Here is a 22,997-nt window from a genome sequence, read left to right as displayed (position 1 = left end):
TCCAAGATTCTTGGACCAAACCCTCACGATCATGGTGAGCCCGGGCTCATGGCGAGCGTGGCTCATGGCGAGCCGGGGCTCATGGTGCCAGTGCTGCTACCAGCCCTGCTGCTTGTTGGCGTTGTCCGCGGCCGCCCGCGCGTCGGAGACGCTGTCGCTGTCACCCGTGCGCGGCTTGAACGTGCGCGCCGACTGGTGGTTGGGGTCGTCCGCGTCGTTGCCCAGGCCCACCTTGTCGGCGACCTTGTGCAGCAGACCGCCCAGCCCACCGTGTCCCTCGGACGACCGGGTGGCGCCGTCACCGCTGCTCGTGCCGCCGGGCAGGTCCGAGTCGACCTCGGCGCCCGTGGCCACGAGGACCTCCGGGAAGTGGCAGGCGCTGCGGTGACCGTCGAAACCGTCCGGCCGGTCGATGAACTCGGGCACCTCGGTCTTGCAGATCTCCTGCATCTTCCAGCACCGCGTGTGGAAGCGGCAGCCGGCGGGCGGGTTGGCCGGGGACGGTACGTCACCCTGCAGGACGATCTGCTCGCGCTTGCCGCGCAGCGTCGGGTCCGGCACGGGGACGGCCGACATCAGCGCCTGGGTGTACGGGTGCGTCGTCCTCTCGTAGATCTCGTCCTCGGTGCCCAGCTCGACCATCTTGCCGAGGTACATCACGCCGACGCGGTCGGAGATGTGACGCACGACGGACAGGTCGTGGGCGATGAAGATGTAGGACAGGCCGAGCTCCGTCTGGAGCTTCTCCATCAGGTTGACGACCTGCGCCTGCACCGACACGTCCAGCGCCGAGACGGGCTCGTCGCAGATCAGGACCTTGGGGTTGAGGGCGATCCCGCGGGCGATGCCGATGCGCTGCCGCTGGCCACCGGAGAACTGGTGGGGATAGCGGTTGATGTGCTCCGGGTTGAGCCCGACCAGGTCCAGCAGGTCCTGGACGGCCTTGCGACGACCCGACCTGGGCACGACGTCCGGGTGGATGTCGAAGGGCTCGCCCACGATGTCGCCGACCGTCTTGCGAGGGTTGAGCGAGGTGTAGGGGTCCTGGAACACGATCTGGATGTCGCGGCGCAGCTTGCGCATGGCCGCGCCCTTCTGGGCGTACATGTCGATGCCGTCGAAGTCGAGCGTGCCCGACGTCGGCTCCTCCAGGCGCATGAGCAGACGTCCGAGGGTCGACTTGCCGCAGCCGGACTCGCCCACGATGCCGAGGGTCTCGCCCTTGAGCAGCTCGAAGGAGACGCCGTCGACGGCCTTGACCTGACCCGTCGTGGTGCGGAGGATGCCGCCCTTGATGGGGTAGTGCTTGACGAGGTCCTTGGCGACGAGGATCGGCTCAGCCATGGAGCACCTCCTGGGAGAAGTGGCACGCGGACAGGCGGCCGGGGGCCACCTCGAGCAGCTCCGGACGGTCCACGCGACAGATGTCCTGGGCGTAGCGGCAGCGCGGGTTGAAGGCGCAGCCCGGGGGGATCCGCATCAGGTTGGGCGGCAGGCCGCCGATCGCCGACAGCGTCTCGCCCTTCTGGTCGAGCCGCGGGATGGAGTCCAGCAGCCCCTTGGTGTAGGGGTGGGCCGGCTTGCGGTAGAGCTCGTAGACGTCCGCCTGCTCGACGATGCGGCCGGCGTACATCACCGCGATGCGGTCGGCCACGTCGGCCACGACCCCGAGGTCGTGGGTGATCAGGATCAGGCCCATCTGACGCTCCTGCTGGAGCTCGGCCAGCAGACCCATGATCTGCGCCTGCACCGTCACGTCGAGCGCGGTCGTCGGCTCGTCGGCGATGAGGACCGCCGGGTCGAGGGCGATGGCCATCGCGATCATGATGCGCTGGCGCATGCCGCCCGAGAACTGGTGCGGGAAGGCCTTGACGCGTGACTTGGCCCCGGGGATCGCCACGCGCTCCATCAGGCGCACGGCCTGCTCGAGCGCGTCGGTGCGGTTCATCCCGCGGTGCTGGCGGAACATCTCGGCGATCTGCCAGCCGACCGGGAACACCGGGTTGAGCGAGCTCAGGGCGTCCTGGAAGATCATCGAGATCTCCGGGCCGCGGACGTGCCGCCGCTGGTCCTCGGGCATGGTCAGCAGCTCCTGCCCGCAGTAGCGGACCGAGCCCTGAGGGATCTTGGCCGGGGGCATGTCGAGGATGCCCATGATGGCCTGGGCGGTTACCGACTTGCCGGAGCCGGACTCGCCGAGGATCGCGAGCGTCTCGCCGGCGTTGAGCGTGAAGTTGACGCCGTTGATGGCCCGCGCGATCCCGTCGGCCGTGTGGAACTCGACGTGGAGGTCCTCCACGTCCAGGAGCCGGCCGTCGGTCGGCTGGTAGGCCGAGCCGGCCTCCTGCGGTGCCCGCGCGTGGCGGGCGGTGTGGGTCGTAGACATGTGTGTGTCAGCCCCTCATCGAGACTTGGGGTCCAGCGCGTCGCGGACGGCGTCACCCAGGAGGATGAAGGCCAGGACCGCGAGGCTCAGGAACAGGCTGGGGAACAGCAGGATGTGCGGCGAGGTGCGCACCGTGTCGAGGGCGTCCGAGATGGCGACACCCCACGAGATGGTGGGCGGGACCAGGCCGATGCCGAGGAAGGACAGCGACGCCTCGGTGGCGATGTAGGCACCCAGGTTGATCGTCGCCACCACGATGACCGGGGCGACGGCGTTGGGCAGGACGTGGCCGAGGATGATCCGGCCCGGCCCGGCGCCGAGCGCCCGCGCCGCCTGGACGTACTCGAGGGACTTGACCTGCAGCACGGCGGAGCGCATGAGCCGCGCGATGCCCGGCCAGCCGAACACCGTCATGACCAGCACGACCTTGCCCACGACGACCCAGTAGGACGTGTTGGCGTTGGACGGGAACGAGGCCATGAACAGGATGCCGCCGAGCAGCATGGGGATGGCGAAGAAGATGTCCGTCACGCGCATGAGCAGCGCGTCGAGCCACCCGCCGAGGTAGCCGGCGAAGATGCCGAGGGCACCGCCGACGATCGTGGTGCTCAGCGTCGTGAGCACGCCGACGATGATCGACGCCCGCGCGCCGTAGATGGTGCGGGCGTAGATGTCCCGCCCCTGCTTGTCGGTGCCGAACCAGTGCTCGCCGCTCATGGACTCGCGCACGTGGCGCAGGGAGCCGGAGGTCGGGTCGATCCGGGTGAACAGCTGGGGGATGAACGCCATGAGCAGGAAGATGAGGATGAGCGCTGCCGAGATCCAGAAGAGCGGGTTCCTGCGGAGCTGGCGCCAGGCGTCGGACCACAGGGATCGGGCCTCCTCGCCACCGCCCTGAGCGGGTGCCGGGGCGACCTCGGTGGCGGCGACGGTGGCGGTGTTGGCGTCAGTCATGGCTGATCCTCGGGTCGAGCAGGCCGTAGAGCAGGTCGATGAGCAGGTTGACGAGCAGGAACACGAACACCAGCATCGTGACGGCCGAGACGACGGCGATGCCGTCGCGGTTGCGGATGCCCGTGAAGATGTAGCCACCGACGCCGTTGATGTTGAAGATGCGCTCCGTGATGATCGCGCCGCCGAGCAGGCCGCCGAAGTCGGCGCCCAGGAAGGTGACCACCGGGATCATCGAGTTGCGCATGGCGTGCAGCCCGACGGCGCGCTGGCGGGTCAGCCCCTTGGAGATCGCCGTGCGGACGTAGTCGGCGCGGAGGTTCTCGACCAGGTTGGTGCGCATGAGCCGGGCGACGTAGGCGATCGACAGCGACCCGAGGACGAAGCCCGGGAGCACCAGGTCGTAGAGGGTCGGGTCGTTGGCCGCGGTCACGGGGAACCACCGCAGGCGGACGCCGAGGAGGTACTGCAGGGTCGAGCCGATGACGAACGAGGGGATGGAGATCGCCACGAGGGTCGAGACCATCACCAGGTTGTCGATGAACTTGCCCTTGCGGATGCCGGCGAGCACACCCGCCACGAGGCCGATCACGATCTCGAAGGCGATGGCGATCGCGGCGAGCTTGGCCGTGATGACGTAGCGGGAGGACAGGTCCTCGGCGACGGGGATGTTGTAGAAGTTGGTGCCGAGGTCGCCCTGGACGAGCTTGCCCATGTACTTGCCGTACTGGACGACCAGCGGGTCGTTGAGGTTGTGCTCGGCGCGGAACTTCTCGATGTAGGCGGGGGAGCAGGGGCGCTCGCCGCACTTGCCCTCGGTCGGATCGCCCGGCAGGGCGAACACCATGGCAAAGATCAAGAACGTGGCCCCGATGATCACCGGGATCATCTGCAGGATCCGGCGAATGATGTATTTGGTCACGACACCTCCTCAGGTGGTCGTGCCTGCGGCGGCTGGGCCGCAGACGGCTCGAAGTCGTGCTCCAAGCGTGGAGCTCCGGCGCCCTCGTCCGCCGTGGGGATGGTCGTCGGACGAGCGGCTCACGCGGCGCCCTTGCTCACGTGATGGCTGGGTCTGTACCCCGGTAGGGGTGGATGGGAAGAACGAGCGGCTACAGGGTAACCGGTCCCTGGCTGGGGGCCGGTCGCCGGGGTGATACCCGGGTGCTGCAGGTCCGCGGACGGCGAATCCCGTTGTGCACCGGCCGCCGTCACAGCCGTGGGTGCCCGGCACGTGCCGGGCACCCACGGATCAGGTGTCACCTGTCAGCGGACGACCGCTGGGTCACTTGAGCTTGATGCCCACGTAGTCCGGCTTGCCGAACGCCGAGATCTTGACGTTGGTGACCTTGGGCGACCAGCCGATGGTCGACTTCGGGTACCACAGCGGGATGGCCGGCATCTGCTCCTTGAGCATGCCCTCGGCCTCCTGGTACAGCTCGTTGGCCTTGGCCGAGTCGGTTGCCGCGGCGGCCTCCTTGAGCTTGGCGTCGAAGGCCTCGTTGGAGTAGTCGCCGTCGTTGGAGGACGCACCCGTGGCGAAGATCGGGGTGAGGAAGTTCTCGATCGACGGGTAGTCCATCTGCCAGCCGGTGCGGAAGAGGCCCTTCATCTCGCGCTTCTTGACCTGCGTGCGGAAGGTCTTGAAGTCGACGACCGGGGTGGCGACGCAGTCGATCGCGAGCGCCTCCTTGATGGACTGGCAGGTGGCCTCGGTCCAGTCCTTGTGCGACGCGTCGGCGTTGTAGGAGAGGGTGAGCTTGCCCTTGAAGCCGCCGGCCTCCTGGAGCAGCGCCTTGGCCTTGGCGGCGTCGTAGGTGCAGAACTCGCCGCAGGCGCCGGCCTTGTAGCCGTTGACCGTCGTGGCGACCCAGCCGGTGGCCGGGGTGCGGGTGCCGTTGAACTGCGACTTGATGACGGCCTCGCGGTCGACCGCCATGGAGATGGCCTGACGCACCTTGGGGTTCTGGACCGCCGGGTCGGCCTTGGCGGAGGCGAAGGTCATCGTGGAGATGCCGCCGTACTCCTTCTGGGCGTTGCGGTCGGGCAGGTCCGTCTTGTACTTGTCGGCGGTGATCGCCGAGGAGGGGATCTCGTCGGTGACGTCCAGGTTGCCGGCCATCACGTCGTTGTAGGCGGCCGAGGAGTCCTGGTAGATCTTGAACGTGATCTGGTCCAGGGAGCCCTTGTTGGCGCCGGAGTAGTTCGGGTTCTTCTTGAGGACGATCGCCTGGTTCTTGGTCCACGACTCGACCGTGTAGGGGCCGGCACCGATCGGCTTGTCGCCGAACGCCTTCGGGTCCTTGGCGAACGAGTCGGGCAGCGGCGCGAAGGCCGAGTAGCCGAGGCGCTCAGGGAGGTTCGAGACCTTGTCCGTGGTCTTGATGGTGAAGGTGGTGTCGTCGACGACCTTCAGGCCCGACATGGTCTTGGCCTTGGGCGTCTGACCCTCCTCGGCCTGCAGGTCGGCGAAGCCCTCGATGGGCTCCATGAAGTAGGACGCGCCCTGGGCGTTGGTCGACAGGGCGGTGTAGTTCCACGCGTCGACGAAGTTCTTGGCCTTGACCTCGGTGCCGTCCGAGAACTTGTAGCCCTTCTTGAGCTTGACCGTGAAGTTCTGGTTGTCCTTGGTCTCGATGGACTCGGCGATGTCGTTCTCGGGCTTGGCCGTGTCGACGTTGTAGTGGACGAGACGCGCGGTGACGGCGTCGATGACGTCACCACCACAGGTCTCGGTGGTGGCGCCGGGGATCAGGGGGTTCTCCGGGTTGCAGCCACGGACGGAGATGGACCCGCCCTGCTTGCCGGCGGAGTCGCCGCTGCCGGTGGAGCCGGAGCTGCCGGAACCGCCGCCACAGGCGGCCAGCAGCATTGCCGACGCCGAGACGGTCGCGGTGAGGGTGAGGCGAGTGGTGGCTCGCATAGGGATAGACCTCCTCGAACGGGTCCGTTGATGGGACGGACCTGTGGTGATCACCCTGACGGATGGCGGCCAGGGTGTGATCCCAGCCGAGCGAGCGCGCCTTTGCCCTCGTGCGAGCGGGGAACCGTGGCCACACTCTAGGTCGGCCCGGGGCCGGGTCCAGACCCCGGGGCGGCGTCGATACCGATTCGTGACCAGACGTGCCGCCGGACGGGCGAGCCCGGCAGCAGTTGGACCGACCACCCCGAGGGGCACGTCTGCGAGACTGGGCCGGTGGATCTCCCGGACCTGTTCGCCGCCCCCGGCAGCTCCGACGCACCCCTGCCGCCCCTCGCGGTGCGCATGCGTCCCCGCTCCCTGGAGGAGGTGCGCGGCCAGTCCGCGGCGCTGCGTCCGGGCAGCCCGTTGCGGCGGCTGATCGAGGGTCACTCGGGTGCGGTCGGACCCCTCTCGGCGATCCTCTGGGGTCCCCCGGGCACCGGCAAGACCACCCTCGCCCACCTCGTCGCGACCGCCGCCGGCCGCCGCTTCGTCGAGCTGTCGGCCATCACGGCCGGGGTCAAGGACGTGCGCCGGGTGATCGACGAGGCCGTGCGCGAGCGCGACCTCTACGGCCGGACCACCGTGCTCTTCCTCGACGAGATCCACCGGTTCACCAAGGCCCAGCAGGACGCGCTCCTCCCGGCGGTCGAGAACCGCCTCGTCGTGCTGGTGGCGGCGACCACGGAGAACCCGTCGTTCAGCATCATCGCGCCGCTGCTGTCCCGCTCGGTGCTCGTGACGCTGGGGTCGCTGACGGACGCCGACCTGGGGGAGGTGCTGGACGCCGCCCTCGTCGAGGAGCGAGGACTGGCGGGGGAGTTCACGCTCGAGGAGGCGGCGCGCGAGCACGTCGTGCGCATCAGCGGGGGAGACGCCCGCCGCGCGCTCACGGCCCTCGAGGGCGCGGCCGGGGTGGCCCTCGGCGACCTCCCGGTCGGGGACGGTGACCGGGAACCGGTCGTCATCACGTCCGCCCACGTCGAGCAGGCGGTGGAGAAGGCCGTCGTGCGCTACGACAAGACCGGCGACCAGCACTACGACGTCGCCTCGGCACTCATCAAGTCGATGCGGGGGTCCGACGTGGACGCCTCGCTGCACTACCTCGCGCGGATGCTCGAGGCCGGGGAGGACCCGCGGTTCATCGCCCGCCGGGTGGTCATCGCGGCCTCCGAGGACGTCGGTATGGCGGACCCCACCGCACTGCAGACCGCGGTGGCCGCGATGCACGCGGTGGCCCAGATCGGCATGCCGGAGGCGCGGCTCATCCTCGCGCAGGCCGTCGTCCACAACGCGCTCGCGCCCAAGTCCAACGCGGCCTACACCGGCATCAACGAGGCGATCGCCGACGTGCGCGCCGGCCGCGGGGGTGCGGTCCCCGCCCACCTGCGCGGGTCGGGCTACGCCGGCGCGTCGCGGCTCGGCCACGGCGACGGCTACGTCTACCCGCACGCCCTCGACGAGGGTGTGGCGGCCCAGCAGTACCTCCCGGACGACCTGGACCGCACCGTCGACTACTACCGGCCCACCACGCGCGGCTTCGAGGAGCGCCTGGCGAGCCGGTGGGCGTGGCTGCGGACCGCCCTGCACGACCGGCGGTGAGCCAGGACGCTCGGGGTAGGCTGGCCGCAGACGCCACGACCCCTCGGAGGTGAGCGCCGTGGTCCCCGGCACCCGTCGCGCAGTGATCGCAGCGACCGCAGCACGTGCAGCGGCCGCCGCGAGCCACGCGGTGGGCCGAGCCCGAGCTATCTAGGGGCGGCCGCCCCCGCTCCGGCCTGCGTGCGCGCAGGCGACCCCTCCCCGTCATACGACTGCTCTGCCAGGCCCCGGCCGATGCCCGCGCCTGCACCCCGAACCTGTTGCGAGAGAAGGACTGACCCGTCATGGAAACCGCCGAGATCCGCCGTCGCTGGCTCGCGTACTTCGAGGGCAAGGGACACACCGTCGTCCCCAGCGCCCCGCTCCTCTACGACGACCCCAACCTGTTGTTCGTCAACGCCGGCATGGTGCCGTTCAAGCCGTACTTCCTGGGGCAGGAGACCGCCCCCTACCTCCGTGCCACGAGCGTGCAGAAGTGTGTGCGCACCGGCGACATCGAGGAGGTCGGCAAGACCACCCGCCACGGCACGTTCTTCCAGATGAACGGCAACTTCTCCTTCGGCGACTACTTCAAGAAGAAGGCGATCCGCTTCGCCTGGGAGCTCGTCACCGGGCGCCAGGAGGACGGCTTCCTCGGCTTCGACCCGGACAAGGTCTGGGTCACGGTGCTCGGCCCCGGTTACCACCCGGACTACCCCGAGGGCGACAAGGAGGCCTACGACCACTGGGTCGCGGTGGGCGTCCCGCCGGAGCGGATCCAGGGTCGCAGCCTCAAGGACAACTACTGGCACATGGGTGTCGAGGGCCCGGGCGGCCCCTGCTCCGAGATCTACATCGACCGCGGCGCGGAGTACGGCCCGGACGGTGGCCCCGAGGCCGACGAGGACCGCTTCCTCGAGATCTGGAACCTCGTCTTCCAGACCGAGGAGATCACCGACGTCAAGGCCAAGGACGACTTCCGCGTGGTCGGTCCGCTCCCCGCCAAGAACATCGACACCGGCATGGGCCTGGAGCGCGTCGCCTTCCTGCTCCAGGGCGTGGACAACCTCTACGAGATCGACGAGGTCTATCCCGTCATCGAGCGGGCCGAGGCGATCTCCGGCCGGACGTATGGCGCGAACGACGACGACGACGTCCGCTTCCGCGTGGTCGCCGACCACGTCCGCTCGTCCCTCATGCTCATCGGTGACGGCGTGACCCCGGGCAACGAGGGTCGCGGCTACGTGCTGCGGCGGCTGCTGCGCCGCGCGGTGCGCTCGATGCGCCTGCTCGGCGTGACCACGCCCGCCCTGCCGGAGCTGCTGCCCGTGTCGATGGAGCAGATGAGCCGGTCCTATCCCGAGCTGAAGCGCGACTTCTCGCGCATCAGCCAGATCGCGTATGCCGAGGAGGAGGCCTTCCGCCGCACCCTCACGAGCGGGACCACGATCCTGGACAGCGCGGTCTCGGCGGTCAAGACCTCCGGCGCCGGCGTGCTGGGCGGCGACAAGGCCTTCCAGCTCCACGACACCTATGGCTTCCCGATCGACCTGACCCTCGAGATGGCGGCCGAGCAGGGCGTGTCCGTCGACGAGGAGGGCTTCCGCCGCCTCATGGGCGAGCAGCGGGCCCGGGCCAAGGCGGACGCCAGGGCCAAGAAGCAGGGGCACGGCGACGCCCACGCCTACCGCGAGCTGGCGGACGCCCTCGGCCACGCGGTCGAGTTCACGGGCTACGACGAGGTCCGGTCCGAGGCCCGCGTCTCGGGCCTGGTCGTCGACGGCGAGTCCACGCAGGTCGCGGCCGCGGGGCAGGACGTCGAGGTCGTCCTCGACCGCACCCCCTTCTACGCCGAGGGTGGCGGCCAGCTCGCCGACGGCGGACGGATCGAGCTCGACAACGGCGCCGTCATCGAGGTGCGCGACGTCCAGAAGCCCATCAACGGCCTCATCGTCCACAAGGCCACCGTCGTGTCCGGCGAGGTCGTGCCCGGCCTGGCCGCGCACGCCCTGGTCGACCTGCAGCGCCGCCGCGCGATCAGCCGCGCCCACACCGCGACCCACATGGTGCACAAGGCGATCCGCGAGGCCCTCGGCGACACCGCGACGCAGGCAGGGTCCGAGAACGCCCCCGGGCGCTTCCGGTTCGACTTCAACGCCACCTCCGCCGTGCCGGTCTCGGTGCTGAACGAGGTCGAGTCCAAGGTCAACACGATGCTGCTGGAGGACCTCGAGGTCCGCGCCGACGTGATGACCCAGGAGGAGGCCGTCGCCACCGGCGCGATGGCGTTGTTCGGCGAGAAGTACGGCAACGAGGTCCGCGTCATCTCCGTCGGCGAGTGGGCCCGTGAGCTCTGCGGCGGCACCCACGCGCAGCGGTCGGGCCAGCTCGGTGTCGTCAAGCTCCTCGGCGAGGCGTCCATCGGCTCCGGCGTGCGCCGGGTCGAGGCCCTCGTCGGCTCGGACGCCTACGACTTCCTGGCGCGCGAGGCCGCGATCGTCGGCCAGCTCACCGCTGACCTCAAGGTCCGCAGCGAGGAGCTGCCCGAGCGCATCTCCTCGATCCTCGGCAAGCTCAAGGACGCCGAGCGCGAGATCACCACCATGCGCCAGCAGCAGGCGCTCGCCGCGTCGGGCCGGCTCGCGAGCGAGGCCAAGGATGTCTACGGCGTCAGCTTCGTGGGCCACCAGGCCCAGGGCGTGAGCGGCGACGACCTGCGCGCGCTCGTCCTGGACCTGCGCGGACGTCTCGGCAACGACCGCCCGGCTGTCGTCGCCGCGGCGACCGAGTCCAAGGGTCGCCCCGTCGTCATCGTGGCCACCAACGAGCGGGCCCGCGAGTGGGGCATCAAGGCCGGCGAGCTCGTCCGCGTCGCCGCGCAGACGCTCGGCGGGGGCGGTGGCGGCAAGGACGACCTGGCCCAGGGTGGCGGGCAGGATGCCGCCAAGATCGGCGATGCGCTGACCCAGGTCGAGTGGACCGTCGGGGCCCGCGCCACCCAGCGGTGACCCGTGGCTGACCTGCCCCGCGGCGTGCGCCTCGGCGTGGACGTGGGCACCGTGCGTGTCGGGGTCGCCCGCAGCGACCCGGACGGCCTGATCGCGACGCCCGAGGCGACCGTGGCGCACGTGCCCGGACGGCACACGGACGTCGCGGCCGTCGCCGCCCTCGCGGCCGAGGTCGGGGCGTCCGTCGTCTATGTCGGGCTGCCCCGCACCCTCGCCGGGGGAGAGGGCGAGTCGGCGCGTCGGGCGCGCGAGTTCGCCGCCGGTCTCCTAGGCTCGACCCCGTCCGCCACCGGTGGCCCGAGCGTCGAGGTCCGCCTCGTCGACGAGCGACTGACCACGGTGGACGCCGCACGACAGCTCCGCGACAGCGGGCGCCGGGCCCGGGCCCAGCGCCAGGTCATCGACCAGGCCGCCGCGGTGCTGATCCTCCAGGTAGCCCTCGACCACGAGCGATCCACCGGGAGGAGGGCCGGCTCCTCGACCGAGGCGGAGCCCGGACCCGCGGTGGACGCCAGTCGCGCCACCGCCTCGATCCCCGCCCGCCCCCGCAAGGCGCGGCACCGGGGACGGGGAGCCGACGCCCGGCCCGAGGCGCCGGTCGAGCCCGACGACAAGGACCCCAGCCCGTGACCGACCAGCACCTGAGCGACTCGATCTTCGGCGGTCGGGACGGGTCCGGCCCCGGTGACCACGGGCGAGGCGGCACGACGGGGGCGTCACCGACCGGCCGTCCGCCGCACCGGCGCCGGCGCGGCCCGCTGCTGATCCTCCTGCTCCTGGTCGCCCTGGCCGCTGCCGTGCTGGTCGCCGGGCTCGTGCTCAAGCCCGTCGTCGCCGGCTTCCTCGGCGGCGGTGACTACGCCGCGAGCGACGCCACGGGCAAGAAGGTGCCGGTGACGATCGCCGCCAACGCCAACGGCCGGGCCATCGGGGACACCCTGGAGAAGGCCGGCGTCGTCAAGTCCGCCGGTGCCTTCGTCGACGCCGCGCGCGAGGACACCCGTGCGCAGTCGATCCAGCCGGGCGACTACCTCATGGCCGAGCACCAGCCGGCCAAGGCCGCCCTCGCCTACCTCGCCGACCCCAAGAACCGCGTCGTCAAGCGCGTGACCGTGCCCGAGGGCATGCGGGCCAGCGAGGTCTACAAGGTCCTGTCCAAGGCGTCCGGCATCCCGGTCGCGGACTACGAGAAGGCCGCCAAGAACACCGCGGCGCTCAACCTCCCGAGCTCGGCCAAGGGCAACGTCGAGGGCTACCTGTTCCCCTCGTCCTACGAGTTCAACGCCAAGAGCACGGCCGCCGAGCAGCTCGCCGCCATGGTCGCCAAGACCAAGGACGTCCTCGCCGAGCTCGGGGTGAGCGACGGCAAGGCCGAGCGCGCGATCATCATCGCCAGCATCGTCGAGTCCGAGTCGCGCCTCGACGCGGACCGCGGCAAGGTCGCCCGGGTCCTTGAGAACCGCCTCGCCGTGCCGATGCGCCTGCAGCTCGACTCCACCGTCGCCTATGCCACCGGCAAGCGGGTCATCACGACCACCGACGAGGAGCGCGCGCAGGTCAACGGCTACAACACCTACACCCGCGACGGCCTGCCCGTCGGGCCGATCGGCAACCCCGGCGAGGCCTCCATCAAGGCGGCCGTCAACCCCGCGCAGGGGCCCTGGCTGTTCTTCGTGACGATCGACCCGGCGACCGGCGAGACCGTGTTCACCGAGAACAAGGAGGACCACGACAAGGCGGTCCTGCAGTTCCAGGCGTGGTGCCAGGCGCACAAGGGCCAGTGCTGAGGGCGGGCGTCCTCGGGTCGCCGATCGCGCACTCGCTGTCGCCGGTCATGCACCGCGCCGCCTACGCGCACCTGGGGCTGTCGGACTGGACCTATGACCGGCGCGAGTGCGAGGCCGCCGAGCTGCCCGCGCTCGTGGCGGGCCTGGACGAGAGCTGGCGCGGCCTGTCGCTGACCATGCCCCTCAAGGAGGCCGCCCTGGCGCTGGCCACCACGGTGGACCCCGTCGCCGAGAGCGTCGGCGGCGCCAACACCCTGGTGCGGCGGCCCGACCTCGGCTGGGACGCCTACAACACCGACGTGCACGGCGTCCGCCAGGCGCTGGCGGACCACCGCGTCACGTCGGCCCGGCACGTGCTCGTGCTCGGGTCGGGGGCGACCGCCCGGTCGGCCCTCGCCGCCGTGCGCGAGCTGGGCGCCCGGACGGTGGCGTTCGGCATACGGTCCGAGGTCCGGCCCGAGACCGGGGACCTGCTCGACGAGCTGGGCGTCGCCTGGTCGGCGCACCCGCTCGACGAGGTGAACGCCCTCGTCCGCGACGCCGACCTCGTGATCGACACCCTCCCGGGCCGGGGGGCGGACGCCGTCGCGGCGCAGCTCGCCGACGTGCCCCGGCTGCCGGCGCTGTTCGAGGCGATCTACGAGGACTGGCCGACCACGCTCGCGCGGACCTTCGCCGCGACGGGGGCCCCGGTCGTCTCCGGGCTGGAGATGCTGGCCCACCAGGGTGCCCTGCAGGTCGAGCTCATGACGGGGCGCCCCGTGCCCGCGTCCGTGCTGCTCGACGCCGCGTCTGGAGCGTGGACGGGGCGCTAGCCCACCCCACGCGGCGTGGGAGGATCGAGGACATGCTGCGTTGGTTGACTGCCGGTGAGTCGCACGGCCCCGCCCTGGCCGCCACGATCGAGGGCCTGCCGGCCGGGATCCGCGTGACGAGCGACGACATCGCCGGAGCCCTCGCCCGGCGCCGCCTCGGCTACGGCCGCGGTGCCCGGCAGAAGTTCGAGCGGGACGCCATCGAGGTCCTCGGCGGCCTGCGGCACGGCCTCACCCTCGGCAGCCCGGTCGCCCTGCGGATCGGCAACTCCGAGTGGCCCAAGTGGCAGACCGTGATGAGCCCCGACCCCGTCGAGGACGCCGCGTATGCCGCCAGCGACGACGTCAACGCGCCGAAGGAGATCGCGCGCAACAAGCCCCTCACGCGCCCGCGCCCCGGCCACGCCGACCTGGTCGGCATGCAGAAGTACGCGTTCGCGGACGCCCGCCCCGTGCTCGAGCGGGCGAGCGCCCGCGAGACGGCGGCCCGCGTGGCGCTGGGCGCGATCGCGGCGGCCCTGCTCGAGCAGGCCTACGGCATACGGCTGGTGTCGCACACCGTCGCCATCGGGGAGGCTGGCGTGTCCGACGACGCGGCGGTGCCCGGTCCCGACGACGTCGCCGCCCTCGACGCAGACCCGGTGCGGGCGTTCGACCCGGCGGGGAGCGCCGCGATGGTCGCCGAGATCGACGCGGCCCACAAGGACGGTGACACCCTCGGGGGCGTCGTCGAGGTCGTGGCCGTCGGTCTGCCGCCAGGCCTCGGCTCGCACGTCCACTGGGACCGACGCCTCGACGCGCGTCTCGCGGCGGCCCTCATGGGCATCCAGGCCATCAAGGGCGTGGAGGTCGGCGACGGCTTCCGCACCGCCCGGCGGCGGGGGAGCGCCGCGCACGACGAGCTCGAGCGTGACGGCGAGGGCCGGATCGTGCGGCGCAGCAACCGCGCCGGCGGCACGGAGGGCGGCATGTCCAACGGCGACACCCTGCGCGTCCGCGCCGCCATGAAGCCCATCTCCACCGTCCCCCGGGCGCTGGACACCGTCGACGTCCTCGACCCGGATGCCGAGGCCACCGCGATCCACCAGCGCTCCGACGTCTGCGCCGTCCCGGCGGCCGGGGTCGTGGCGGAGGCGATGGTGGCCCTGGTCCTCGCCGAGGCCTGCCTGGAGAAGTTCGGGGGCGACAGCGTCGCCGAGACGGCGCGCAACCACCGCGCCTACCTCGACGCCATCCCCGAGGCGATGCGCTGATGATCGTCCTCGTCGGCTTCATGGGCGCCGGCAAGTCCACCGTCGGGCGCCAGCTGGCGGCGCGCACCGGCCTGCCCTTCGTCGACAGCGACGCCGCGCTGGTCGAGCGCCTCGGGATGCCCATCCCGGACTACTTCACCGAGCACGGCGAGACGGCCTTCCGTGACGCCGAGCGCCGCACCGTCCTCGACCTGCTGGCCACGCAGGAGCCGTGCGTGCTCGCCCTCGGCGGAGGGGCTCTCGGGTCCGCGGAGGTCGTGGCGGCCCTCGCGTCGCATCAGGTCGTGCACCTCGACGTCGACCTCGACGAGGCCCTGACGCGAGCCGGTGACCCGGCGGGGCGACCGATGCTGCGCCGCCACGACGTGCCGCAGCTGTACGCGTCGCGGCGCCCCGTCTACGAGAACGCCGCGGACGTCGCGGTCGACACCACCGGCCGAGACGCCGGTGAGGTCACCGAGTCGATCATCCATGCCCTCCCGCGGCGCTCGCGGCCGCAGGTCGTGCTGGTCGGGCCACCCGGCTCGGGCAAGTCCGCCGTCGGCCACGCCCTGGCCGAGCTGCTGGGGGCGGGCTGCACCGAGACCGACCGCGAGGTCGAGCGCCTCGCGGGCACACCGGTGTCCGAGGTCTTCGTCGACCTGGGGGAGCCGCGCTTCCGCGAGCTCGAGCGCGAGGCGACGATGCAGGTGCTGACCCGCGACGGCGTCGTCGAGATCGGTGGGGGCGCCATCACCGACCCCACCGTGCGCGAGGCCCTGCGCGACCACACCGTCGTCTTCCTCGACGTCGGCATCGCCGACGCGGCCAGGCGCATCGGCTTCGACCAGAGCTCGTCGATGGTGGCCCTGCTGCCCCGACGCTCCTGGATCAGGCACATGGAGACCCGGCGGCCGCTCTACGCCGAGGTCGCCACCTGGACGGTCGACACCGCCGGCCGCAGCGTCCAGGACGTCGCGGACCAGGTCGTCGAGCTCCTCCAGGGCGGCAGCGCATGAGCAATGCCGTCGCAGGCACGACGATCCCGGTCGGCGACGCCTACGACGTCGTGGTGGGGCACGATGTGCTCGACCGCGTCCCCGGCCTGCTGCGGGACGGCGTGCTGCGGGTGCTCGTCGTGTCCTCTCCCGCCGTCGAGACCTGCGCCTCGCGGGTCGCCGGGGCCCTGTCGGCACACGGCTTGCAGGTCCACCGGGCCGAGGTGCCCGACGCCGAGAGCGCCAAGTCGGCCGACGTGCTGGTGAGGCTGTGGTCGCAGCTCGGCCAGGCGGGCTTCACCCGGTCCGACGCGGTCGTGTGCGTGGGCGGAGGGACGGTCACCGACCTCGGCGGCTTCGTCGCCGCCACCTGGCTGCGGGGCGTCGACGTCGTGCACGTGCCCACGACGCTGCTCGCCATGGTCGACGCGGCCGTCGGCGGCAAGACCGGCATCAACACCCCCGAGGGCAAGAACCTCGTCGGCGCCTTCCACGAGCCGCGCGGCGTCGTGTGCGACCTCACCACCCTGGCGACCCTCCCGCGCGCCGACCTCGCCGCCGGCCTGGCCGAGGTGATCAAGGGCGGCTTCATCGCCGACCCCCGCATCCTCGAGCTCGTCGAGGCCTCGCCCGAGGCCGCCCTCGACGTCCACGGGCCGGTGCTCCGCGAGCTCGTCGAGCGCAAGATCCGGGTCAAGGCGTCCGTCGTCGCGGCGGACCTGCGCGAGTCCTCGCTGCGCGAGATCCTCAACTACGGCCACACCTTCGGCCACGCCGTCGAGCAGGTCGAGTCCTATCGCTGGCGGCACGGTGACGCGGTCGCGGTCGGCCTCGTCTTTGCCGCCGAGCTCGCTTGCGCCGCAGGGTTGCTCGACCGATCGGTGGTCGACCGGCACCGTCGCGTCCTTGCCGCCGTGGGCCTGCCGACCTCGTATGCCGACGGCCGCTGGACCGACCTGCTCACCGCCATGGCCCGGGACAAGAAGTCACGCGGGGCCACCCTGCGCTTCGTCGCCCTGACGGACGTCGGGTCGCCCACGCGTCTTGAGGCACCGCGCGAGGAGTGGCTCGAGGCGGCGTACGACGCCGTCAGCCGAGGTCGTGGTGCCACGCGCCCGTGACCGCGTGGGTCCACCGGAGGCGGTGGACGTCGTGCAGGTGGTGCACCCGGGCCGTAAGGTCCTCACCCCACGGTCCCGTCCACCCGAGGTGCCAGGCCCGATCGGTGACGATCAGCGTCTGCGGGTCGCAGGTCCGCCACGGGCCACCCACCGTCTCGCGGAAGGTCACCCGCTGGCCGTCCTGACGGGCGCCGGCGATGGCCCAGACCTTGGTCAGCAGCGACTCGTGCAGCACCCGGTCGCTCCGTGGGTCCCGCACACCGGCCAGGACGTCCGGGAGCAGGCCGCCCTCCACCAGCCTGGTGCGTAGGCGTGCCCTGCCACCGGGGCCGAGCAGCCGTGCCGTCCGGACGAAACACTCAGCGGCGGTGCCGCCACCCAGGTCAGGGGCGTCGGTCATGATCAGCGCCGACCCCATGGCCACCGACAGGGCCTCGTCCTCGTCCAGCGCCAGCAGCGTGTCCGCCGCGGGGGAGGGGCCCTCCAGCAGGATGCTCCCCCACCGGTCCTGCGAGGTGGTGAGGCCCACCCCCGCGCCGCGCAAGGCCTCGACCTCGCGCAGGATCGTCCTGCGGCTGGTGCCGAGCTGCTCGGCCAGCCCGGCGCTCGACCGCCCCGGCCCGCGCTGGAGCATCGAGAGCAGGCGAACGATCCGGGTGATCCGGTCGGGCGTGTCGTCGGTGGTCACCCGTCGAGTGTGCGATCTCGCGGTCGGAGCAGAGGATGGTCCTCCACAGCCCGGTCTGGGTCGCGATGGGACGGCCGCAGACCTGTGGACAACCCGCACGGTGGACTACGGGCGCGGTGGACTGAGGGAGCGGGGGAGGACAAGGGTGGGCGGTCCGCGGGGCTGGGTGGTGGTCGACAGGCGGACTTGCCACAGATGACGGTGCGGGTGTCATGAGACAGCACGTGTCATCTGTGGCAAGCGCAGAGATCGCACCACCCCGACCCCCGGCGCGGCCCCCGGGACAGGGTGGGTCAGAGCAGGCCGGCGTCGTGCATGCGGATGGCGATCTGCACGCGGTTGTCCGCCTCGAGCTTGGTCAGCAGGTGCGTGACGTGGGACTTGACGGTGGCCACGGAGAGGTAGAGCGAGGCCGCGATGTCGGCGTTGGTGCGGCCCTCGCCGATGGCCAGCGCGATCTGCCGCTCGCGGTCCGTCAGGCCCGAGACGAGGGTGGCGGCGCGGCGCTCGCGCGTGTCGTTGGTGCGGGTGGACACGGCGTGGATGAGCTGCTGGGTCACGGTCGGCGACAGCATGGGCTCGCCGGCACGCACGCGATGGATCGCCTCCACGATGTGCGCCGGGGGAGTGTCCTTGAGGAGGAACCCGCTCGCGCCGGCGCGCAGGGCCCGCAGCACGAGGTCGTCGGCGTCGAAGGTCGTCAGCACGATGACCTCCGGGTGACCGGCGCGCGCCACCAGGTGCTCGGTGGTCGTGAGCCCGTCCTGGCGGGGCATGCGGATGTCCATGAGCACCACCGCCGGACGCAGCTCGGTGACCAGGCGCTCGGCCTCGAGGCCGTCCCCGGCCTCGCCGACGATCTCGATGGAGGCGTCACCACCGAGGATGAGCCGCAGGCCGGCTCGCACCAGCGCGTCGTCGTCCACGAGCAGCACGCGCACGGGGTCGGTCATGAGTCCTCCGGGGGCCAGGGCAGGTCCGCGCTGACACGATAGCCGCCCTCGGGGGCCGGCCCGTGCGTGAGCGTGCCGCCGACGATGGTCGCGCGCTCCGCGAGCCCCACCAGCCCGAGCCCGGCGCCCCCGATCGAGGCGGACGGCGGGCGCCATACGGGCATGGGCTCGTTGACCACCTCGAGGTGCAGGCCGGCCCCCGGCGCACCACGCACGAGCACCCGGGTGTCGGCGCCCGGTGCGTGCTTGCAGACGTTGGTCAGGGCCTCCTGGACCATGCGGTAGGCGTGGCGTCCGACGGCGACCGGGGGTTGCTCCCCGGCCGGGACGTCGATCGTCAGGTGCGTGGGAAGCCCTGCGGCACCAGCCTCCTCGACGAGGGCGCCGATGTCGGCGAAGGTGGGCTGCGGCGCCTCGACGGACTCTTCCGTGCCGCCGACCGGGGTGCTGCGCAGCACGCCGAGGATCTGGCGGAGCTCGGCGAGGGCCTGCATGGAGGTGCCCTGGATGATGGCGGCCTCCTCGCGGATCTGCTCGCGGGACAGGTCCTCCCGGTAGGCGAGGGCGCCGGCGTGCATGGACACCAACGAGATCCGGTGCGCCAGCACGTCGTGCATCTCGCGCGCGATGCGGGTGCGCTCGCCCTCGCGCGCGGACGAGACCCGTTGTGCCTGCTCGCGCTCCGCGGTCTCGGCGCGCCATCGCCAGGTCGCGAACAGGTCGCGTCGGGCCCCGATGTAGAGCCCCCAGGCGACGTGGGCGGCGATCAGGACGACCACGATCCCGGCGTCCACCATGAGGGGCAGGGGGTCGACCGCGGGATAGATACGACCGTTGACGACGGCCGCGAGCACCGTGGCGGCGCTCGTCAGGGCGATCGGCTGCCAGCGCCGGCGGGTCGCCACGGAGATCAGCCCGATGCCGGCGGCGCCGGCCCCCAGCACGGAGAACGCCGACAGGAGCTGCAGCGCGAGGGGGACGGCCAGGGGCCAGCGGCGGTGCAGGGGCAGCAGGGCCAGCGCGACCACGCCGAGGCACACGTCGACGGTGCGCACCCAGCCGGCCACCGGGTTGGCCAGCAGCGGGTCGAGCATCAACCCGTACAGCGTGAGCCCGAGCGCGAGCGCCACGACCTCTCGCCACACGTGCCCCCAGACCGAGATCGGCTCCCACCGATCTGGGGCACGGCTGCTGCTCATGGCAGCAGCCTAGGAGCCGGACGGGCGTGGGCGCGTCATCCCAAGGTCGGCGCGACCGTGGCCGATGGTCGACGGCGGTATGGCGGAAGGCCCGATGCGCGGGGCGCAGGACACGGGCCAGGCTGGTCACCATGATCGAGATCGACCACCTGACCAAGAGGTACGGCGCCTTCACCGCCGTGGACGACGTGTCCTTCACCGCCCGACCGGGCGTGGTGACCGGCTTCCTCGGGCCGAACGGCGCGGGGAAGTCCACCGCCATGCGCGTCATGTGCGGCCTGACGCCAGCCTCCTCGGGGGAGGCCCGGATCCTCGGGTCGCGCTACCGCGACCTGACCAACCCCGCCTCGCAGGTCGGCACCCTGCTCGACGCCTCGGCCCAGCACGTGGGCCGCACGGGGCGCGAGGCCCTGACCCTCGCGGCGATTGCCATCGGCGCTCCCCGCTCCCGCGTCGACGAGATGCTCTCGCTCGTCGGTCTCACGCCCGACGAGTCACGTCGCCGGCTGCGCAACTACTCCCTCGGGATGCGCCAGCGCCTCGGCATCGCCGGCGCGCTGCTCGGCGACCCGCAGGTCCTCATCCTGGACGAGCCCGCCAACGGCCTGGACCCGCAGGGCATCCACTGGATGCGCGGGCTGCTGCGCGGGTTCGCCGACCAGGGCCGCACTGTCCTGCTGTCCTCGCACCTGCTGCACGAGGTGGAGCAGACGGCCGACGAGATCATCATGATCGGCCGCGGGCGCATCGTGGCCCAGGGCTCCACCCGCGAGCTGCTGGCCGGCCAGGGCACGGTCGTGGCCTCGCTCGACGGGGCCCGGCTGGCCGAGGCGCTGCGCCGGGACGGTCACGCCGTCACCGGTGCAGCCGGCGGCGAGCTGACCGTCGACGCCGACGCCGAGACCGTGGGCCGCGTCGCTCTCGAGGCCCAGGTGGTCCTCACCGCACTCCGTCCGGCGCAGGGGGCCGGGCTGGAGCAGATGTTCCTCGAGCTGACCGCGGGCGACGCGCGCGGCACCAACGGGCAGGAGGCTGCGGCATGAGCACCGCGACGACCCACGCACGCACCGACGGCGGTGGGGCCGGCCACGGCACCGTGGCCACCACCGGCGGTCGCCCCGGCATCCCCTTCGGGCGGCTGTTCCACGTCGAGCTGCGCAAGCTCGTCGACACCGCGTCCGGGCGGTGGCTGCTCATCACGATCGGCCTGGTGACGGCCGCCGCGATCGGGCTGGTCCTCGTGTTCGCCGAGCGCGAGAGCCTGACCTTCATGACCTTCCTGGGGGCCACGTCGACGCCGCTCATGCTGCTGCTGCCCGTGCTGGGCATCCTCACCGCCACGTCGGAGTTCTCCCAGCGGACCGGGCTGGTCAGCTTCACCCAGGAGCCGCGCCGGCTGCGGGTGGTGGCGGCCAAGGCGGTCGCCGCCTGCCTCGTCGCGGTCCTCGCCGTGGCGCTCGCGGTCGCGCTCGCCGCCGCGGCCAACGGCCTCGCCATGGCGATCAAGGACGCGCCGGGCACCTGGCCGACCGAGTGGGCTCCCATCGGCGGGGTGCTGCTGGCGATGATCCTCAGCGTGCTGCAGGGCGTGGCCTTCGGGCTGCTCATCGTGGTGCCGGGGGCTGCCATCGCCGCGTTCTTCATCCTGCCGACGGTGCTGACGATCCTCACCGCCAGCGTCGCGTGGTTCCGCGACGCGGCGCCCTGGATCGACACCAGCCGGTCGACCGCCCCGCTGCTGAGCGGCGAGATGACCGGCACGGACTGGCAGCACCTCGCCACGTCCTACGGCCTCTGGGTGCTGCTCCCGCTCGTGGTCGGCAGCGCGCTGCTGGCCCGTCGAGAGATCAAGTAGGCGAACGGTCGCCGACGGCACACCGACGGCACACGGCTCCGGGCCGGTCATCTCCGAGGGAGGAGATGCCCGGCCCGGTCGTGGTGCCCGGCGCCGACGCCGGCGGAGGGGCTAGGCGGACTTCTGCACGGTGATGGTCCAGCCCGCGTCACCGGCGCGGTCGAAGCTGGTCACCGGGTAGCCGTTCTCGGCGGCCCAGCGGGGGAGGGCGTCGGTGGCCTGGGTGCAGTCGAAGTTGATGATCAGCTCGTCACCGAGCTCGATCTGCTCCATGGCCTGCTTGGCCTCGACGAGGGGGAAGGGGCAGACCTGGCCCTCGGTCCCCAGCGTGTACTTCACGATCGTTCTCCTAGCGTGGGGGGGGTGGGATGACGGTGCGGCCGCAGGGGCCGGGTTGCCTTGGGTTACCTGGGTGACTGGATCCGCCCGGGGTCACGGGGTGGGCGTGAGGCGGAGCGTGGGGGCGGCGGGCGCCGCGGCGGCGTCCACCGCGTCGGCCCCGGTGAGCGCGCCCTCGCGGCGGTGGGTGCCGACGAAGAACTTCACGCCGATGCCGGTGCCGAGCACCATGAAGACGAGCGCGACCCAGCCCTGGTAGGTGAACTGCGCGGTCTGGACCATGGCGTTGCCGATGGTGCAGCCGCCGGCGAGGGAGGCGCCGACGCCCATGAGCGCCCCGCCCACGACCGAGCGGGTGGCCTGGCGGGCGTCGGGGACGCGGACGCGGAACTCGCCGGACGCCTTGGCCGCGACGAAGGAGCCGACCAGCAGGCCGAGGACGAGGAACACGCCCCAGTCGACGGATGCGCCGTTGCCGGTCACGAGCCAGCGGACGAGGTTGGCCGAGGGGGTCGTGATGCCGAGCCCGTCGGGACGACCGGCCGCGAAGCTGAGCGGCCAGGCCGCGATCGCGATGAGACCGATCACCAGGGCCGTGGCGAACGCGTGCCAGGGCTTCTCGAGCAGGAGGTGGGCCAGGCCGGAGCGGCGGGCGGGCAGGCTCGCCATAGGGACTGGCGGGAGAGGTGACGGACCGTGGCCCAGCCGACCGCGGCGACGAGCACGATCACCAGCACCCAGGGCGACACGCCCAGGGAGTCGTGGATCGTGGTGCCCGGCACGGTGTGCGAGCGCATCTCGGTGTTGAAGTCCTTGAGTGCGCCGTACTTCATGACGGCGGAGAACAGGGCGTACATCCCGAGGGCGATCCACGAGCCGACCAGGCCCTCGCCGGCGCGGTAGTAGGTGCCGGTGGCGCTTGGCGGACAGCTCGATGACGCCGAGCGACTGCAGCGCGAAGACGCCGATGCTCTGGACGGCGACGACGATCATGAACGCCGTGAACCACCGGGGCAGGGGGCGGGGGGGGGGGGGGGGGCAAGGGAGGGGGCGGGACGGCCCCGGGGGCGGGGGGGGGAGGGGGGGGGGTTAGTGGGGGGCGCCTGGACAGGGGGGCAAGCG

19 protein-coding genes and 1 pseudogene are annotated in these 22,997 nt (G+C 71.9%); 10 read left to right on the top strand and 10 right to left on the bottom strand.

Going from position 1 to position 22,997, the window contains the following annotated elements:
• Positions 1–96: 96 nt before the first annotated feature.
• From B2P18_RS00715 to B2P18_RS00695, 5 genes are all read right to left on the bottom strand, one after another.
• Complete coding sequence (locus B2P18_RS00715; RefSeq protein ID WP_286955394.1) at positions 97–1,344, bottom strand: ABC transporter ATP-binding protein; 1,248 nt, start codon at positions 1,342–1,344, stop codon at positions 97–99.
• A complete protein-coding gene (locus B2P18_RS00710; protein ID WP_029210420.1) occupies positions 1,337–2,386 on the bottom strand; it encodes an ABC transporter ATP-binding protein in 1,050 nt (349 codons plus the stop codon). Before B2P18_RS00710 ends, B2P18_RS00715 begins: the two co-directional genes overlap by 8 nt.
• Positions 2,387–2,401: 15 nt before the next feature.
• Complete coding sequence (locus B2P18_RS00705) at positions 2,402–3,340, bottom strand: ABC transporter permease (protein WP_286955392.1); 939 nt, start codon at positions 3,338–3,340, stop codon at positions 2,402–2,404.
• Positions 3,333–4,259, bottom strand: coding sequence for an ABC transporter permease (locus B2P18_RS00700; RefSeq protein WP_029210422.1), 927 nt, complete (start codon positions 4,257–4,259; stop codon positions 3,333–3,335). Before B2P18_RS00700 ends, B2P18_RS00705 begins: the two co-directional genes overlap by 8 nt.
• A 363-nt stretch (positions 4,260–4,622) precedes the next feature.
• Entirely contained in the window at positions 4,623–6,260 is a 1,638-nt protein-coding gene (locus B2P18_RS00695) for a peptide ABC transporter substrate-binding protein (protein ID WP_286955388.1), read from the bottom strand.
• A 273-nt stretch (positions 6,261–6,533) separates the two neighbouring features.
• Here B2P18_RS00695 and B2P18_RS00690 point away from each other — a divergent pair, with 273 nt between their 5' ends.
• The 8 genes from B2P18_RS00690 to aroB all read left to right on the top strand — a co-directional run bounded on the left by B2P18_RS00690 (position 6,534) and on the right by aroB (position 16,841).
• Positions 6,534–7,901: a replication-associated recombination protein A gene (locus tag B2P18_RS00690; RefSeq protein WP_029210424.1), complete on the top strand. Its 1,368-nt coding sequence runs from the start codon at positions 6,534–6,536 to the stop codon at positions 7,899–7,901.
• Positions 7,902–8,185: 284 nt separating this feature from the next.
• Positions 8,186–10,888, top strand: a complete 2,703-nt coding sequence (gene alaS / locus B2P18_RS00685; RefSeq protein ID WP_029210425.1) for an alanine--tRNA ligase — start codon at positions 8,186–8,188, stop codon at positions 10,886–10,888.
• 3 nt (positions 10,889–10,891) lie between these two features.
• Positions 10,892–11,518 (top strand): Holliday junction resolvase RuvX, encoded by a 627-nt coding sequence (ruvX, locus tag B2P18_RS00680; protein ID WP_029210426.1) that lies wholly within the window; start codon positions 10,892–10,894, stop codon positions 11,516–11,518.
• On the top strand, positions 11,515–12,675 hold the full coding sequence (gene mltG, locus B2P18_RS00675) for an endolytic transglycosylase MltG (RefSeq protein WP_286955385.1): 1,161 nt from the start codon (positions 11,515–11,517) through the stop codon (positions 12,673–12,675). Before ruvX ends, mltG begins: the two co-directional genes overlap by 4 nt.
• Positions 12,669–13,490, top strand: coding sequence for a shikimate dehydrogenase (locus B2P18_RS00670; RefSeq protein WP_240483925.1), 822 nt, complete (start codon positions 12,669–12,671; stop codon positions 13,488–13,490). Before mltG ends, B2P18_RS00670 begins: the two co-directional genes overlap by 7 nt.
• Before the next feature lie 32 nt (positions 13,491–13,522).
• Entirely contained in the window at positions 13,523–14,743 is a 1,221-nt protein-coding gene (gene aroC, locus B2P18_RS00665) for a chorismate synthase (protein WP_029210429.1), read from the top strand.
• The gene (locus B2P18_RS00660; RefSeq protein ID WP_029210430.1) at positions 14,743–15,741 is read left to right on the top strand and encodes a shikimate kinase; all 999 of its coding nucleotides are present in this window, start codon (positions 14,743–14,745) and stop codon (positions 15,739–15,741) included. The genes aroC and B2P18_RS00660 overlap by 1 nt, the downstream gene beginning before the upstream one ends.
• On the top strand, positions 15,738–16,841 hold the full coding sequence (gene aroB, locus B2P18_RS00655) for a 3-dehydroquinate synthase (protein ID WP_029210431.1): 1,104 nt from the start codon (positions 15,738–15,740) through the stop codon (positions 16,839–16,841). The genes B2P18_RS00660 and aroB overlap by 4 nt, the downstream gene beginning before the upstream one ends.
• Here the strand turns inward: aroB and B2P18_RS00650 are convergent.
• The 3 genes from B2P18_RS00650 to B2P18_RS00640 all read right to left on the bottom strand — a co-directional run bounded on the left by B2P18_RS00650 (position 16,810) and on the right by B2P18_RS00640 (position 19,681).
• Positions 16,810–17,529, bottom strand: a complete 720-nt coding sequence (locus B2P18_RS00650) for a helix-turn-helix transcriptional regulator (RefSeq protein WP_286955381.1) — start codon at positions 17,527–17,529, stop codon at positions 16,810–16,812. The genes aroB and B2P18_RS00650 overlap by 32 nt on opposite strands.
• A 293-nt stretch (positions 17,530–17,822) precedes the next feature.
• Positions 17,823–18,482, bottom strand: a complete 660-nt coding sequence (locus tag B2P18_RS00645; protein WP_286955379.1) for a response regulator — start codon at positions 18,480–18,482, stop codon at positions 17,823–17,825.
• Complete coding sequence (locus tag B2P18_RS00640) at positions 18,479–19,681, bottom strand: sensor histidine kinase (RefSeq protein ID WP_029210434.1); 1,203 nt, start codon at positions 19,679–19,681, stop codon at positions 18,479–18,481. The genes B2P18_RS00645 and B2P18_RS00640 overlap by 4 nt, the downstream gene beginning before the upstream one ends.
• Before the next feature lie 131 nt (positions 19,682–19,812).
• Here B2P18_RS00640 and B2P18_RS00635 point away from each other — a divergent pair, with 131 nt between their 5' ends.
• On the top strand, positions 19,813–20,724 hold the full coding sequence (locus B2P18_RS00635; RefSeq protein WP_286955378.1) for an ABC transporter ATP-binding protein: 912 nt from the start codon (positions 19,813–19,815) through the stop codon (positions 20,722–20,724).
• The gene (locus B2P18_RS00630; protein ID WP_286955376.1) at positions 20,721–21,536 is read left to right on the top strand and encodes an ABC transporter permease; all 816 of its coding nucleotides are present in this window, start codon (positions 20,721–20,723) and stop codon (positions 21,534–21,536) included. Before B2P18_RS00635 ends, B2P18_RS00630 begins: the two co-directional genes overlap by 4 nt.
• A 111-nt stretch (positions 21,537–21,647) precedes the next feature.
• Here B2P18_RS00630 and B2P18_RS00625 read toward each other — a convergent pair whose 3' ends face one another.
• Both B2P18_RS00625 and B2P18_RS00620 read right to left on the bottom strand, forming a co-directional pair.
• Positions 21,648–21,875, bottom strand: a complete 228-nt coding sequence (locus B2P18_RS00625; protein WP_019286129.1) for a sulfurtransferase TusA family protein — start codon at positions 21,873–21,875, stop codon at positions 21,648–21,650.
• Between the two features lie 93 nt (positions 21,876–21,968).
• Positions 21,969–22,732, bottom strand: a pseudogene (locus tag B2P18_RS00620) (YeeE/YedE family protein).
• Between the last annotated feature and the right edge of the window lie 265 nt (positions 22,733–22,997).

It is taken from the genome of Arsenicicoccus sp. UBA2120 (genome assembly GCF_002330965.1).
Lineage (GTDB): Bacteria > Actinomycetota > Actinomycetes > Actinomycetales > Dermatophilaceae > Arsenicicoccus > Arsenicicoccus bolidensis.
The sequence above is the reverse complement of the archived record's forward strand: the minus strand, read 5'-3'. Positions and strand labels throughout refer to the sequence as shown.